The organism is Streptomyces pseudoechinosporeus (assembly GCF_054783935.1).
Window position 1 is genome coordinate 65,921 of sequence record NZ_BAAGPS010000030.1, and the last position, 13,011, is coordinate 78,931.

General features: G+C 69.4%; 18 protein-coding genes. 8 read left to right on the top strand and 10 right to left on the bottom strand.

Annotated elements, in window-relative coordinates; translation table 11 throughout:
• Positions 1–17: 17 nt before the first annotated feature.
• The 6 genes from ACYVO6_RS29280 to ACYVO6_RS29305 form a co-directional block, all read right to left on the bottom strand.
• A complete protein-coding gene (locus ACYVO6_RS29280) occupies positions 18–434 on the bottom strand; it encodes a gamma-glutamylcyclotransferase family protein (protein ID WP_461066332.1) in 417 nt (138 codons plus the stop codon).
• Positions 431–751 carry a divalent-cation tolerance protein CutA gene (cutA, locus tag ACYVO6_RS29285; RefSeq protein ID WP_461066484.1) on the bottom strand — a complete coding sequence of 107 codons (321 nt, stop codon included), beginning with the start codon at positions 749–751 and terminating at the stop codon, positions 431–433. The genes ACYVO6_RS29280 and cutA overlap by 4 nt, the downstream gene beginning before the upstream one ends.
• Before the next feature lie 71 nt (positions 752–822).
• Positions 823–945, bottom strand: coding sequence for a hypothetical protein (locus ACYVO6_RS29290; RefSeq protein ID WP_461066334.1), 123 nt, complete (start codon positions 943–945; stop codon positions 823–825).
• Between the two features lie 58 nt (positions 946–1,003).
• A complete protein-coding gene (locus ACYVO6_RS29295) occupies positions 1,004–1,246 on the bottom strand; it encodes a hypothetical protein (protein WP_461066336.1) in 243 nt (80 codons plus the stop codon).
• Complete coding sequence (locus tag ACYVO6_RS29300; protein WP_461066338.1) at positions 1,243–1,491, bottom strand: hypothetical protein; 249 nt, start codon at positions 1,489–1,491, stop codon at positions 1,243–1,245. Before ACYVO6_RS29300 ends, ACYVO6_RS29295 begins: the two co-directional genes overlap by 4 nt.
• Positions 1,492–1,607: 116 nt before the next feature.
• Positions 1,608–1,976: an ATP-binding protein gene (locus tag ACYVO6_RS29305; protein ID WP_461066340.1), complete on the bottom strand. Its 369-nt coding sequence runs from the start codon at positions 1,974–1,976 to the stop codon at positions 1,608–1,610.
• A 23-nt stretch (positions 1,977–1,999) separates the two neighbouring features.
• Between ACYVO6_RS29305 and ACYVO6_RS29310 the strand changes: the two genes are divergently transcribed.
• Positions 2,000–2,566 (top strand): DUF5753 domain-containing protein, encoded by a 567-nt coding sequence (locus ACYVO6_RS29310; RefSeq protein WP_461066342.1) that lies wholly within the window; start codon positions 2,000–2,002, stop codon positions 2,564–2,566.
• A 2-nt stretch (positions 2,567–2,568) separates the two neighbouring features.
• Positions 2,569–2,772 carry a DUF397 domain-containing protein gene (locus tag ACYVO6_RS29315; RefSeq protein WP_461066344.1) on the top strand — a complete coding sequence of 68 codons (204 nt, stop codon included), beginning with the start codon at positions 2,569–2,571 and terminating at the stop codon, positions 2,770–2,772.
• Positions 2,773–2,905: 133 nt separating this feature from the next.
• Here the strand turns inward: ACYVO6_RS29315 and ACYVO6_RS29320 are convergent, their stop codons facing one another.
• Positions 2,906–3,406 carry a hypothetical protein gene (locus tag ACYVO6_RS29320; protein WP_461066346.1) on the bottom strand — a complete coding sequence of 167 codons (501 nt, stop codon included), beginning with the start codon at positions 3,404–3,406 and terminating at the stop codon, positions 2,906–2,908.
• A 257-nt stretch (positions 3,407–3,663) separates the two neighbouring features.
• Here ACYVO6_RS29320 and ACYVO6_RS29325 point away from each other — a divergent pair, with 257 nt between their 5' ends.
• Positions 3,664–4,140 carry a hypothetical protein gene (locus ACYVO6_RS29325; protein WP_461066348.1) on the top strand — a complete coding sequence of 159 codons (477 nt, stop codon included), beginning with the start codon at positions 3,664–3,666 and terminating at the stop codon, positions 4,138–4,140.
• 77 nt (positions 4,141–4,217) lie between these two features.
• Here ACYVO6_RS29325 and ACYVO6_RS29330 read toward each other — a convergent pair whose 3' ends face one another.
• From ACYVO6_RS29330 to ACYVO6_RS29340, 3 genes are all read right to left on the bottom strand, one after another.
• Positions 4,218–5,267 (bottom strand): LLM class flavin-dependent oxidoreductase, encoded by a 1,050-nt coding sequence (locus tag ACYVO6_RS29330; RefSeq protein WP_461066350.1) that lies wholly within the window; start codon positions 5,265–5,267, stop codon positions 4,218–4,220.
• Between the two features lie 144 nt (positions 5,268–5,411).
• Complete coding sequence (locus ACYVO6_RS29335) at positions 5,412–6,092, bottom strand: Clp protease N-terminal domain-containing protein (protein ID WP_461066352.1); 681 nt, start codon at positions 6,090–6,092, stop codon at positions 5,412–5,414.
• Between the two features lie 76 nt (positions 6,093–6,168).
• Positions 6,169–6,780: an NADPH-dependent FMN reductase gene (locus ACYVO6_RS29340; RefSeq protein ID WP_461066354.1), complete on the bottom strand. Its 612-nt coding sequence runs from the start codon at positions 6,778–6,780 to the stop codon at positions 6,169–6,171.
• Positions 6,781–7,074: 294 nt separating this feature from the next.
• On the opposite strand from ACYVO6_RS29340, the gene ACYVO6_RS29345 reads away from it, so the two are divergent.
• The 5 genes from ACYVO6_RS29345 to nirD all read left to right on the top strand — a co-directional run bounded on the left by ACYVO6_RS29345 (position 7,075) and on the right by nirD (position 13,008).
• Complete coding sequence (locus ACYVO6_RS29345) at positions 7,075–7,611, top strand: hypothetical protein (RefSeq protein WP_461066356.1); 537 nt, start codon at positions 7,075–7,077, stop codon at positions 7,609–7,611.
• Between the two features lie 112 nt (positions 7,612–7,723).
• Complete coding sequence (locus tag ACYVO6_RS29350) at positions 7,724–8,344, top strand: class F sortase (protein ID WP_461066358.1); 621 nt, start codon at positions 7,724–7,726, stop codon at positions 8,342–8,344.
• Positions 8,345–8,855: 511 nt separating this feature from the next.
• Positions 8,856–10,070, top strand: a complete 1,215-nt coding sequence (locus tag ACYVO6_RS29355; protein WP_461066360.1) for an NAD(P)/FAD-dependent oxidoreductase — start codon at positions 8,856–8,858, stop codon at positions 10,068–10,070.
• On the top strand, positions 10,070–12,652 hold the full coding sequence (gene nirB / locus ACYVO6_RS29360) for a nitrite reductase large subunit NirB (protein WP_461066362.1): 2,583 nt from the start codon (positions 10,070–10,072) through the stop codon (positions 12,650–12,652). The genes ACYVO6_RS29355 and nirB overlap by 1 nt, the downstream gene beginning before the upstream one ends.
• Positions 12,649–13,008, top strand: coding sequence for a nitrite reductase small subunit NirD (gene nirD, locus ACYVO6_RS29365; RefSeq protein WP_461066364.1), 360 nt, complete (start codon positions 12,649–12,651; stop codon positions 13,006–13,008). The genes nirB and nirD overlap by 4 nt, the downstream gene beginning before the upstream one ends.
• Positions 13,009–13,011: the final 3 nt, after the last annotated feature.

The window sequence follows — 13,011 nt, forward strand, 5'->3', positions numbered from 1 at the left end:
GCCCCGCGCCCACCCCTTCAACAACCCCACCCCCGCCAGTCCCCACCCTCGATGAGCTTGCCGCGCGCCCGCAGTCGAGCCGCCACCGCAGGCGCAGCCACGTACACCCAGGCCTGGACACTCGTACCGTCTCCGAGCGCCACGTCCCGAGCCACGCGCTCGTACAGGTTGCCTGGATCCCCCGGCGCGTAGTCCTCCAACCGATCGAGGGCGAGCAGGAGTTGGCCGTACCGCTCAGGCAAGGGAGTGATCAGCTCGCCGCACACCACACCCCCTGCTTCCTCCACGGCGTACGGATAGCCGGGCCCCTCGTACAGCACCGCCCCCGGCAGCCGTCCCGACACCTCGGAAACGGTGCGGCCGAGGAGGAAGAGGTCGTGGTTGGGCTCGCCGGGCCGCAGCGTTCCGTACACGAAGAAGGGCAGACGGCTCACCCCGCCGTCTCCTGCTCCAGCCACTCCAGATACGCCGCACTCCCCCGCACCACCGGCGTGGCGATGATCTCCGGCGTGTCATAGTCGTGCGCCTCGCGCAGATACGCCTCCAGCTCCGCGTACCGCGTCTCCGTGGTCTTGAAGAGCACCTGCCACTCGGACGCGGTCTCGATCTGCCCCTTCCAGCGGTAGACGGACGTCACTGGCCCGGAGATCTGCGCGCACGCGGCGACACGCGCCGCGACCGCGCCCCGCGCGAGCGCGTCCGCCTTCTCCGGGGCGTCCGTCGTGGTCAGGACGGTGAGCCAGTCGGCCATGGCCATGATCGATCTCCTTTCCAGACCTTCGCAGAACGATTCTCACTCCTCACACGTACGGTGGCCTCGGCTTACGTCCGGGGCGACGGCCGTACGTCGGGAAACGCGGGCGTCACACGGGCGTCCGTCCCGGCGTCCTCCATGACCTTGCTGACCTCGATGACCGAGAAGTCAATCTCCCCCTCAGCAACCATCCGCCGCATCCGCTCCACCGCCGCCGCACGCCGATCTCCTCGGAGCCGAGACCCTCGCTCACAGCCCGGGAACGAGCCTGACCACGGTCACGGTCAGCACGGATCCCGAGACGTAGTAGAGAACGATGGCACCGAGGACGGTCGCCTCCCGCCGGTCTCGCTCGCCCCTGACGGCGGTCGATCCGTGGCCGTACGGATCTCGGCCGATGGTCCGCCCCATGGCATCCCTGAACGCTTCGGCATTCCGCATCTTGGCCAGGGTGTCGTCGGCGGGCGGCGCGTAGCTGATGCGGTAGCTCAAGCGACGCCCCGCCTCTCGGCCTCATCCGCGGCGAGCCGCGCCAGCAGCGCGTCGGCCTCCGAGTCGGGCACGGCCTCCAGCATCCAGTGCCGCATGACGGCGTGGATGTCATGCACGCCGGCCTCGTTCATAGCGCGGTCGAACTCCTCGCGCCGCCCTTCCGGGAGAGCGGCGCGGATGTCGGGGATGCTGTTGGGCACCTCGACCTCGACACCATTGACGAAGGTCTTCAGCGGTTCGGCCATCGTCGTCCTCCTATGGAGCCGGGATTCGCTGGGCTCACGGTAGTGGGTGGAGGCCGCCTGGCGTACTACGTCCAGCCGCACCATACGGACTTGCCGACCTTCAGCTCAGACACGCCTCACCGGTCGGCGATCTCCCTGACGATCAGCAGCCCGCGCCCGAACATGTCGTCCGCGGCCGCCTCTCGAAGGCTCGGCTGCACCTCGCCCTTCGGGTCGGAGACGGAGACGTGTACGGCTAGCTCGGTGAGGGTGAGTTCCATCCGGAAAAGCCGGTCGCGCAGGCACCCGTGCAGTACGGCGTTACCGCCCAGCTCGGACACCAACAGGGCTGTGTCTGCGGCGAGTTCGGGGTGACCCCAGTCGGTGAGGAGGCGGTGGGCGCGACGGCGGGCGAGGGTGACGCTTTTGGGGAGCGGGGTGTAGTCAAGACGGTCGTACTGGAGCTGGGCTCCGTCAGACTTTTCAGGCTCTTCGGGGGCGACCATGTCGCTCACCTCCGGGCAGGGACATGCAGGAGTACGTCACTCTGGAGAGCGCCGCAACGACGATCAAGGTGTGGCAACCCGCGTTCGTCCCTGGACTGCTTCAAACCGCCGAATACGTACGGGCTCTGCGCAGCAACCCCATCACGTCAGCGGCCACGAACAGGCAGTCCGACGAGGAGTTCGTCGCTGCACGGCTCGCACGGCAACAGCGCCTCTCGGAGGACCCACCCCTCTCGCTGCGGACTGTGATCTACGAGGCAGTGCTCCGGAACTTCCCTGGCGGAACGGAAGAGGCGCGCAGGCAACTCGACCACCTGGCGCAGATGGCCGACTTGCCGAACGTCGGTCTCCAGATCTTCCCGTTCAGTGCAGGCACGCACTTCGGCTTGAACGGCTCGTTCAACATCATCTCGTTCGCCGAGCCCGGAGCCATGGACATCGTCTACGTGGAGGCCCCCTTCGCTCAGCGGTGGGTGGAAGGCGGAGAGGGCGCTGCTGCCTACGATGAGCTGTTCGAGATGATCGCCGAACGCTCCCTCGATCAACGGGAGTCCGTGCTGTTCCTCCACAAGCTCCGTAAGGAACTGTGACCGTGCCTGAATTCCAGTACTGCAAGTCCACCTATAGCGACCCCGAAGCCGAGTGCGTCGAAGTAGCCACCAACATCCCCACCACCATCGCCATACGCGACTCGAAGAACCCCACCGGCCCGTCCCTCCACGTCCGCCCTGCCACCTGGACGGTCTTCCAAACAGCCCTGCTTACAAAGAGGTTGACGACCGGAGCGGCACACTGACTTGGTGGGTCAGCGCACGGGAAACACGCTCTGCACGAAGGTTCGGGCTTCCCGGATGCGTTGCCCTCATTCCGCGGGCTGCAGCAGATGGCCTGTCTGACCGAACTCATCGCCATTCCGGCTCGCGAGAAGATCAGCTGACGCGATACTTGCCGAACACGTGCAGCACCCCCGCGATCAGGAACTTTCCGCGGCCACCCAACACCCCGTAGATCTCGACGAAGGCGTCTCTCGAATCCGGCACTGCCGCGATCCGCAGGGTGAACGTGCGTCGGCCGGTCAGCCGGTGGCTGTACCACTCATCACGCTCGATGTCCGTTTCCGGCAGGGCCGCCTCGACGACCTCCCATTCGGAGTCCCCGAAGTCGTGCTCGGCGAAGTACGCCAACACCTCGCACAGGGGCCGTAGGTTCTCGCCGTGGATCCGCCGCTTGTCCATGGCGCGGGTCTCGCCGACCGAATGGGCGTGGACACCGTCCCAGACTCCCAGGCGCACGAGCCGACGCTGGCGGCCCCTTTCGATCCGGGCGAACATCGCCAACAATCCGCCGAGCAGCACGCCGATGCCCAGCGCGGGCAGAACGTCTCCCTCGAGGAGGAGGATGAAGAGGCCCCACCACAAGATCCCTGCCACAAGCCAGACGACGAGTGGCCGCCTCGCTGCGAACATCTGAGACCTGGTCGGAGGCCGCTGTCCTCCGAGGACGCGGTCAACAGCCCAGAAGGCACGCGCCAGATCCCCACCCTTGATCGGCATGGCGGGATCGTAGCCCGTCCCCTGCAGAAGTAGGCCCATGGCGAGCGCATGCAGGTACGGGCCCGCCCCACGGGCACATGACCGCAGACTCCTGAACGCCCCGGCGTGCACTGAACTTTCTTTCCGAGCCCGCCGTGGCCGTGGCCGAGATGGCCAGGGGCGTCCGACCGGGCGGCCTGGTCGCGGCGTATGTGTGGGACTACGCCGGGGGCATGGGTTTCCTGCGCCGGTTCTGGGAGGCCGCCGTCAAGGTGGAGCCGTCCGCAGCCGCACTGGACGAAGGCCGCAGGTTTCCTCTGTGCCGTCCGGAGGCGTTGCACGCGGCATGGGACGACGCGGGACTCGTCGACGTGTCGACCGTCCCGATCGAAGTGCCCACCGTCTTCGCCGACTTCGACGACCTGTGGAAGCCCTTCCTGGCGGGGCAGGGTCCTGCACCGGGCTACGTGGCCACCCTCGCCCCCGCCGACCGGGACCGGCTGCGTGACGTGTTCAGTGCGGCTGTCTCCCGGAGGCCAGACGGTTCCATCGCGCTCACCGCCCGGGCCTGGGCGGTGAGCGGCCGCAGACCGGTCCGCGCCGAGGTGAGCCAGGCGCTGCCCCAGCAATAGTCGTCGGGCCGGTCCTCGCCACGACGCTTGCCGTTCCGCGCGGTGCCGCTCCCGGGCAGTCGGAGACCCACGACGGATCACGCGAACGCCGGCATGATCCCGTCGTGGATCAGGCGGAGCTGGGTGTTCACGTCGGCCACCTCCGGGAGGTCGCGGCCGGTGAAGGACTTGACGAGGGTGCGGTCGGTGATGGCGCAGATCATGTGGTTCACGCCGGTCGGGGCGATCTCTCGCTGGATTTTCTCCAGGCATTCCTCGGGGGTGCCCGCTATGGAGAGGCGTTCGGCGATTTCCGGGGTGGTCAGTTCGATGCCGCGGGCCAGGTCGCCGGAGGCGATGGCGTCGATGATCGGTTTGAGCTCGCCGGGGTCGACGCCGTTGCGGCGTAGTTGTTCCTCGGGCATCGAGGAGGCGTAGATGCCGACCATGCTGCGGGCCGCGTCCTTGGCTGCCGCGGAGTCGGGGCCGGTCGCGAAGACGACCCAGGCGCCGATGTCCAGGGACTGCCAGTCCTTGCCGGCGCGCTCGGCTCCGGCCCGGATGTGTTGCACCGCGTAGTCGTAGGCCTCGCGGGTGTAGCTCAGCGCGTGATGGCAGCCGTCGGACAACTCGCCCGCCGCTTCGAAGGACTTGGGCCCGCGCATCGCCCCGAGCTTGAGCGGCACCCGGCTCTGGACCGGTCGGGCGAAGGTGAACAGGCCTTCGTACGAGAAGAATTCGCCGTCGTACGAGATCGTCCCCTCGTCCAGCAGGGTGCGCACCACATGCAGCGCCTCCTTGACCCGGGACAGTGGGCGGGTGCGGGCCCAGTCGATTTTGTACTGCGCCAGCAGCCCGAAGTTGCCACTGGACAGGACACCCTCCGCGCGCCCGCCGGAGAGTTCGTCGAGCGTGGCCAGGGCCTGGGCGATCAGGGTCGGTTCGCGGAGCGTGACCGGGGAGACGCTCGGGCCCAGGCGGATTCGGCTGGTCTGGCCGGCGGCCACGGCGAAGAGCAGCCACAGGTCCTTGTGCCAGGTCTCGTCGGCGGCATAGCAGGCGTGGAAGCCGAGTTCGTCGGCGAGTTTGATGGAGTCCAGTGACTCCGCGAGGGGGTAGTCGGGGAGCATCGCATAGCTGAACTTCACGAGTGTCACCTTCCGAAGAGGGGACCGCGGTCAGTACGGGTGTCCTCACGAGGATGGGAAAACTGAGCCCAACTGTCCAGCGTGCCAAGCCAGTTGTGGAGCCATCCCCACATGTGAGGAGTCGACGCAGACGGGTGACCGCACCTACGCCTCCTCCCGTGCCTCCACCCTGAAGCCCGCCTCCGTCAGTACCGTCGCCGCCACCCCGCGGCCGACCCGGCCGAGGCCCGTCAGCAGGTGGTCGCAGTCGATGAGGGCGGCGCCCGCTTGCTCTTCCGCCAGGGCGATGGCCTTGCGGGAGTACGGAGTCCAGGCGATCCGTTCGGCGGCTTGTGAGGCGCCCATGCTCAAGTGGGCCTCGACCGAACGGTGTACGACATCAGGGGCGACACCGGACGATTCAAGGAGCCGGGTGGCGTTGTTGGGCTTCGCGGTGAGGCCCCACAACAGGTGCTCGGTGCCTATGTAGTTGTTGCGGTGCTGTACCGCGGCCCGCTTGACGTGGGTCATCGCCTCGCGGAGGTCGTCGGTCATCGTGTCGGGGGCGTATCGCTTGTGGGGGGCGTGAAAGCGCTGCTGCACCGCCTGCCGGGTCACGCCCAGGGCGGCGCCGATGTCGGTCCATGAGCAGCCGTGCATTCTGCAGTGCTCGACGTAGTCCTCGACCAAGTCGTCTGCCAGGGCCTGTAGTTGGCCCGAGAGCCGCGCGGCCACGGTCAGCAGGGCGAGCCAGTCGGGCTGCTCCGTGCCGCTGCCGGGTCGGTGTGCGGTGTCGCAGGTGCGGTCCACTTCCGCGATGAGTTCGTCCAGGTCTGGAAGAGTCATGAGGCAAGTACGCCTTGACAGTTGGGGATTGTCAAGGCGCACTTGCCTATCCCCCGACGTGAGGGACGAAAACTCGTCACCCCGCGTACGGCCGCGTTTCCTTCGCTTCCCTCAACGTCCGTCCCCACCACACCAGTTGGTCCAGCATTCCCTTTGCGGCGGCGTCCGGAGCCGACGGATCCCGGTGGCGGCCCTCGTCGTCGAAGTGGGCGCCCGCGTTGTGGAAGGAGACCGTGTCGCGGACGGTGACGGCGTGGAGTTCGGCGAAGACCTGGCGGAGGTGTTCGACGGCGCGGAGGCCGCCGGAGAGTCCGCCGTACGAGACGAAGGCGACGGGCTTGGCGCGCCACTCGGTGTAGTGCCAGTCGATGAGGTTCTTCAGGGGGGCCGGGAAGGAGTGGTTGTACTCGGGAGTGAGGACGACGAACGCGTCGGCGTCGGCGAGTGTCGGCCCGACCTTGGCGAGCTCGGCGGTCACCTCGGCGGACGGTGAGTAGGACAGGGCCGTCGGCAGTCGTACGTCGGCGGTGTCGACGACGTCGGCCTCGATGTCGTCGCGCTCACGGATCCGGCTCAGCAGCCAGTCGGCGATCACGGGTCCGAAGCGGCCCTCGCGGTTGCTGCCGATGATCAGGCCGAGATGGATGGGTGCGTCTGTAGCGGAGTTCTTGGGGTTCGTGGAAGTCATGGGGACAGGCTCGTATCTCAACCAAAGTTGAGGTCAAGTCCCGGCCGGACCACTCGACCGGACCACCAGTGGAGCCGTCGCCCGAGCCTTCGTCCGAGAGGCCGGTCACCCATTCACACCCGCACCGCCGATACTTTTTGCCCGTACGCCCATGACCTGCCGAAACGCCTCCAGGGACGTCGGCCGACACACCCATCCGATACCCGTTCTGACGCCTCGTCAGGAGGCGGGCCGGGCTGACTGCCACTTACCTCCATAAAGCAGGGATGCGACCGAGGTGGAGGAGCGAGCACGATGCGAACATGCCGTCTGTTAACCGGTACCGCGCTGGCCGTCGCCGCCGCGGGCCTCCCCGCCGCACCCGCGTACGCCTACGCGTTCGGCGAGGACACCGGCCCGCTGGAGGTGTACCCGTCGACCGTCACGCCCGGCGCCGAGGTCACGGTGAACACGGCCAAGTGCGGCGCGGACGGCGCGATGAAGGGGGACGCGGGCGCGGTGGGCGCGGGCGCCTTCACGCTGACGCCCAGCGCGCACGAGCGGAACGCGGTCGGGCGCTTCCGGGTGCCGCCGTCCGCACAGCCCGGGACGTACGAGATCGTCGCGCGCTGTTCCAGCGGTACGCGGCTGTCGGGGGACCTGAGGGTCGCGCTGGCCCCCAGGGAGGGGGCCGACGAGCAGGTGCACCCGAGAGGAAGCGTGAAGACGGGGGTCGGTGGCGCACTCGGTCCCGACCCCGTGCAGACCGCGGCGGGAGTGGCGGCGCTCGCCGTCGCCGCCGCGGGCGGTACCTGGCTCCTGCATCGCCGGGCGAGAGGCGACGGGATCTGACGGACATCTCCGCTGTCCACCGGTACCGCCGTCCCCTCCCCCTCCGGGTCCGACGCCCCTCGCGGCCCGGAGGGGGAATCGGGACGCATCTCTTGTTTCAAAGGGGGCATACATGCGCAGGGTCGGCAATGCCGCCATAACCGCCGTGACGGTGGTGGCCTTCGGATCGGGTGCGTGGCTGGTGCGCAGTGGCGCCGAGGCTCACGCGCCGCCGCAGCCGTCTGCTGCACAGGGCCGCGCGGGCGCCCATGTCGACCGGCCCGTGGCCGCCCCGCTCCCGCCCTCCCCTCCCGACCGCGTCCGCATCCCGTCCATCCGGGTGGATGCCCCCCTCACGGGCCTCGGCCTCACCCCGCGGGGCGGCCTCGCCGTGCCGCCGGCCGCGGAGAAGAACCTCGCCGGTTGGTACGAGGCCGGCACCACACCCGGCGAGACGGGGACCGCGATCGTCGCCGGACACGTCGACAACGCCGAAGGACCCGCCGTCTTCTACCGCCTCGGCGCCATAAAGAACGGCAGCACGATCGAGGTCGAGCGCCACGACGGCACGGTCGCCCTCTTCTCGGTCGACGCGGTCAAGGTGTACGACGCCCGCGACTTCCCGGACAAGAAGGTGTACGGGGCCGCCCGACGCCCGGAGCTCCGCGTGATCACCTGCGGAGGCGACTACTCGACGACGACGGGCTACCAGGGCAACGTGGTCGTCTTCGCCCACCTGACGGGAACCCGCTGACGCCTCCGGCGGTTGAACAGGGGCGCCTACCGGGAGGGTGGGTTCGATTCATGGGCGACTGCGGGCCCGTCGTGGCTGGTCGCGCAGTTCCCCGCGCCCCTGAAGGGCGCGTCCCTGGAACCGCCAGCCCTCATGCTCACCAGCCACGATGTGCCCGCAGCCTCCCTCCGGCGGGAGGGGCCGTGGGCCGGTGCGTCGTATGCCCGTCGCTTAGGTTCTGTCTCAGGCCACCCGCACCGTGTACCGACACCGGGCCGTATGCCCGGCCTGCGACGGGCTGACGCACCGGCCCACGGCCCCGACCCACCACCCACCCAGGGGCGCGGGGACTGCGCGACCAGCCACAACGGACCGGCAGCCGACAACGAACCCACCCGCCCAACCGCCGGAGGCAACCCGCACCCGCCCAAGAAACCCTCACACCCCGACCCCCGCCCCGCTGAGCGCAGCGTTCCCCGCGGGAAACAGTTGTGATGCGGCCGGGTAACACCGGCACCGCACGCTCGACACCATGACCTCGAATACGCGTGTGGTGGTGATCGGCGCCGGCCTCGCGGGCGTACGGCTCGCCCGGCGGCTCGGCGAGCTCGGGCTGCCCGCCGTGCTCATCGGTGAGGAGGAGCACACCCCGTACAACCGGGTCCTGCTCGCCGAAGTGCTGGCCGGGCGGTACGCCCCCGAGGTGATCGCCCTGCCCGCGCCCGCGGAGCTGGTGCGTGCCCGGGTCACCGGCATCGACCGCACCGAGCGGCAGGTGCACTGCTCGGACGGCTCGGTGATCGCATACGACACGCTGGTCCTGGCGACCGGGTCGAACGCGAAGCTGCCGCCCTTGCGGGGGCTCTTCACCGCGGATCACATGCTGCCGGAGGGTGTGCATGCCTTCCGTACGATGGACGACTGCCTGGGCCTGTCCAAGGCGGTACGCCCGCAGGCCCGCGCCGTCGTCATCGGCGGCGGTCTCCTCGGCGTCTCGGCCGCCCGCGCGCTCGCCGCGCGAGGCGCGCAGGTCGTGCTCGCGCAGCAGGCCGAGCGGCTGATGGAACGCCAACTCGACCCGTCCGCCTCGAAGTTGGTGCTCCGGCATCTGAAGGACCTGGGTGTCGAGGTGCACACCGAGTGCCGGGTACGCGACGTGCGCTGCGTCGGCGGCGCGGTCCGCTCGGTCGAGCTGGCCGACGGGTACGCGCTCGACGCCGACCTGGTGGTGCTGACCTGTGGCGTGCACCCGCGCGTGGGCCTCGCCCAGGACGCGGGTCTCGCCGTGCACAAGGGCGTCATCGTCGACGACGAGCTGCGTACGTCCGACCCGCACATCCGGGCGATCGGCGACTGCGCACAGCACGCGGGCACCGTCTACGGTCTCGCGACACCCGCCCTCGAGCAGGCCGAAGCGCTGGCCGAGCTGCTGGCGACGGGTGAGGGCGCCGCGCGCTACACCGGCACCCGCGCCCTCACCCGGCTGACCCTCGCCTCCGGCACCCCGCTCGACCTCGCCGCCTTCGGCGAGCCCACCCCGCAACCCGGTGACGACGTCATCCAGCTCGCCGACGCGACCCGCGGCACCTACCGCAAGGTCGTCGTCCGCAACGACCGCGTGGTCGGCGGCGTACTCGTCGGCGAACTCGGCACCGTCGGCGCGCTCGCCCGTGCCTGGGAGGGAGCAGAGCCGCTCCCCGAGACCGGCCCTCTGCTCCACCTGCTCACCAACGATGGAGGCTCCTGATGTCCACGACCCCCACGATCGTGCTCGTCGGCCATGGCATGGTCGGCCAGCGCTTCCTCGAAGCGCTCGCCGAGCGCGGCATGACCGCCACGCACCGCGTGGTCGTGCTGTGCGAGGAGCCGCGGCCCGCGTACGACCGCGTCCAGCTGACCTCGTACTTCTCGGGCAAGACGCCCGAGGACCTCTCGATGACCGACATGGCGTTCATCGAGAAGGAGGGCATCGAGCTGTATGTCGGCGACCCGGCCGAGACCATCGACCGTGAGGCCCGCAGGGTGACCGCCCGCTCCGGTCTTGTCGTCGACTACGACGTCCTCGTCATGGCCACCGGCTCGTACCCGTTCGTGCCGCCGGTCCCGAACAAGGACGCCGAGGGCTGCTTCGTTTACCGCACGATCGAGGACCTCCTCGCGATCGAGGAGTACGCGAAGAAGGCGACGACCGGCGCGGTGGTCGGTGGCGGTCTGCTCGGCCTGGAGGCCGCGGGCGCGCTGAAGGGTCTCGGACTCACCGCCCACATCGTGGAGTTCGCGCCCCGCCTGATGCCGGTGCAGGTCGACGAGGGCGGTGGCGCCGCCCTGCTGCGCACCATCGCGGACATGGGCCTGTCCGTCCACACGGGCGTGGGCACGCAGGAGATCGTGACCGACGACTCGGGCGCCGTCACGGGCATGAAGCTGTCCGACGGCTCCGAGCTGGCCACCGACATGGTGGTGTTCAGCGCCGGTGTCCGCCCCCGCGACCAGCTGGCCCGCGACTGCGGGCTGACGGTCGGCGAGCGCGGCGGCATCTCGGTCGACGAGCAGTGCCGTACGGTCTCCGACCCGCACGTCTTCGCGATCGGCGAGTGCGCGCTGGCCTCCGACGGCCGGGTGTACGGCCTGGTGGCGCCCGGTTACGAGCAGGCCGAGACGGTGGCCGCGACCATCGCGCAGGACGAGGCCGAGTTCACCGGCGCCGACCTGTCCACCAAGCTGAAGCTGCTCGGCGTGGACGTGGCCTCCTTCGGTGACGCGCACGGCGCGACCGAGGACTGCCTGGACGTCGTCTACTCCGACTCCCGCTCGGGCCTGTACAAGAAGCTGGTCATCGGCCGCGACGGCGAACTGCTCGGTGGCATCCTGGTCGGCGACGCGGACGCGTACGGCACGCTGCGGGCGCTGACCGGTTCCGTACCGCCCGTCTCCCCCGAGCAGCTGGTGCTCCCGGCGGGCTCCGGCGGCGGCGCCCAGCTCGGCCCGTCCGCGCTGCCCGACGAGGCGGTCATCTGCTCCTGCCACAACGTCACCAAGGGCACGATCCGCGGCGCGGTCACCGACCACCAGTGCACGACGGTGCCCGAGGTCAAGAAGTGCACCAAGGCCGGTACGGGCTGCGGCAGTTGCGTCAAGGTCCTCGGCCAGCTGGTCAACGCCGAGCTGGAGGCCAGCGGCGTCGAGGTCGACAAGGGCCTGTGCGGCTGCTTCTCGCAGACCCGCGAGGAGCTGTACGAGATCGTCCTCGCCCTGCGCATCAACAAGTACCAGGACCTGCTCGACCGTTACGGCCGTGAGGGCGCCCGAGGCGGCGACGGCTGCGAGATCTGCAAGCCGGCCGTGGGCTCGATCATCGCCTCCCTCGCCCCCACGATCGGCGCGAGCGGCTACGTCCTGGACGGCGACCAGGCGGCCTTGCAGGACAGCAACGACCACTTCCTCGCCAACCTCCAGAAGAACGGCTCATACTCGATCGTGCCGCGCATCCCGGGAGGCGAGATCACCCCCGAGAAGCTCATCGTCATCGGGGAAGTGGCGCGCGACTTCGGCCTCTACACGAAGATCACGGGTGGCCAGCGCATCGACATGTTCGGCGCACGCGTCGAGCAACTCCCCCTCATCTGGGCGCGGTTGGTGGACGCGGGCTTCGAGTCGGGGCACGCGTACGGAAAGGCGCTGCGTACGGTGAAGTCGTGCGTGGGGCAGACCTGGTGCCGTTACGGCGTCCAGGACTCCGTACGCATGGCGATCGATCTGGAGCTGCGCTACCGGGGGCTGCGTTCCCCGCACAAGCTGAAGTCAGCCGTCTCCGGCTGCCAGCGCGAGTGCGCGGAGGCCCAGTCGAAGGACTTCGGCGTGATCGCCACGGCCAACGGCTGGAACCTGTACGTGGCCGGCAACGGCGGCGCCACCCCGCGCCACGCGGACCTGCTCGCACAGGACCTCTCCGACGCCGAACTGATCCGCCTGATCGACCGTTTCCTGATGTTCTACATCCGCACGGCCGACCGCCTGGAGCGCACCTCGACCTGGCTGGAGCGGATCCCCGGCGGCCTGGACCACGTACGCGACGTGGTCGTGAATGACTCCCTGGGCATCTGCGAGGAGCTGGAGTCCCTGATGGCTGCGCATGTCGCGAACTACCGCGACGAGTGGGCCGAGACCATCAACGACCCGGAGAAGCTGTCCCGCTTCGTCTCCTTCGTGAACGCACCGGACACCCCCGACCCCGTCGTCGGCTTCGTCCCCGAGCGCGACCAGATCAAGCCCGACCTGCCGCTGCTGACCATCGGCACCCGTCCCCTGGAAGGAAGCGCCCAGCGATGACTCTCGCACCCGAGACGACGACCCTGAAGGTCCAGCTTCGCGTCGACGACACGGCGGACGACTGGTTCACGGTCTGCGACATGAGCGCGCTGATGCCGGGCCGCGGGGTGGCGGCCCTGCTCCCGGACGGCCGCCAGGTCGCCCTCTTCCAGGACCGCGCGGGCCGCCTGTACGCCATCGACAACCGCGACCCGTTCAGCGGCGCCGCCGTCCTCTCCCGCGGCCTGATCGGCTCCCACCAGGGCCGCCCGTTCGTGGCCTCGCCCCTGCTCAAGCAGCGCTTCGAGCTGGAGTCGGGGCGGTGCCTGGACGACGATGCGGTGGCGGTGGCGACGTACGAGGTGCGTACGTCCTGACGC

Coding starts and splice junctions, on each gene's coding strand:
- cutA (WP_461066484.1), bottom strand. CDS start 751: ATGGCCGACTGGCTCACCGTCCTGACCACGACGGACGCCCCGGAGAAG.
- ACYVO6_RS29290 (WP_461066334.1), bottom strand. CDS start 945: ATGGTTGCTGAGGGGGAGATTGACTTCTCGGTCATCGAGGTCAGCAAG.
- ACYVO6_RS29300 (WP_461066338.1), bottom strand. CDS start 1,491: ATGGCCGAACCGCTGAAGACCTTCGTCAATGGTGTCGAGGTCGAGGTG.
- ACYVO6_RS29305 (WP_461066340.1), bottom strand. CDS start 1,976: ATGGTCGCCCCCGAAGAGCCTGAAAAGTCTGACGGAGCCCAGCTCCAG.
- ACYVO6_RS29310 (WP_461066342.1), top strand. CDS start 2,000: ATGCAGGAGTACGTCACTCTGGAGAGCGCCGCAACGACGATCAAGGTG.
- ACYVO6_RS29335 (WP_461066352.1), bottom strand. CDS start 6,092: ATGACTCTTCCAGACCTGGACGAACTCATCGCGGAAGTGGACCGCACC.
- ACYVO6_RS29340 (WP_461066354.1), bottom strand. CDS start 6,780: ATGACTTCCACGAACCCCAAGAACTCCGCTACAGACGCACCCATCCAT.
- ACYVO6_RS29345 (WP_461066356.1), top strand. CDS start 7,075: ATGCGAACATGCCGTCTGTTAACCGGTACCGCGCTGGCCGTCGCCGCC.
- ACYVO6_RS29350 (WP_461066358.1), top strand. CDS start 7,724: ATGCGCAGGGTCGGCAATGCCGCCATAACCGCCGTGACGGTGGTGGCC.
- ACYVO6_RS29355 (WP_461066360.1), top strand. CDS start 8,856: ATGACCTCGAATACGCGTGTGGTGGTGATCGGCGCCGGCCTCGCGGGC.
- nirB (WP_461066362.1), top strand. CDS start 10,070: ATGTCCACGACCCCCACGATCGTGCTCGTCGGCCATGGCATGGTCGGC.
- nirD (WP_461066364.1), top strand. CDS start 12,649: ATGACTCTCGCACCCGAGACGACGACCCTGAAGGTCCAGCTTCGCGTC.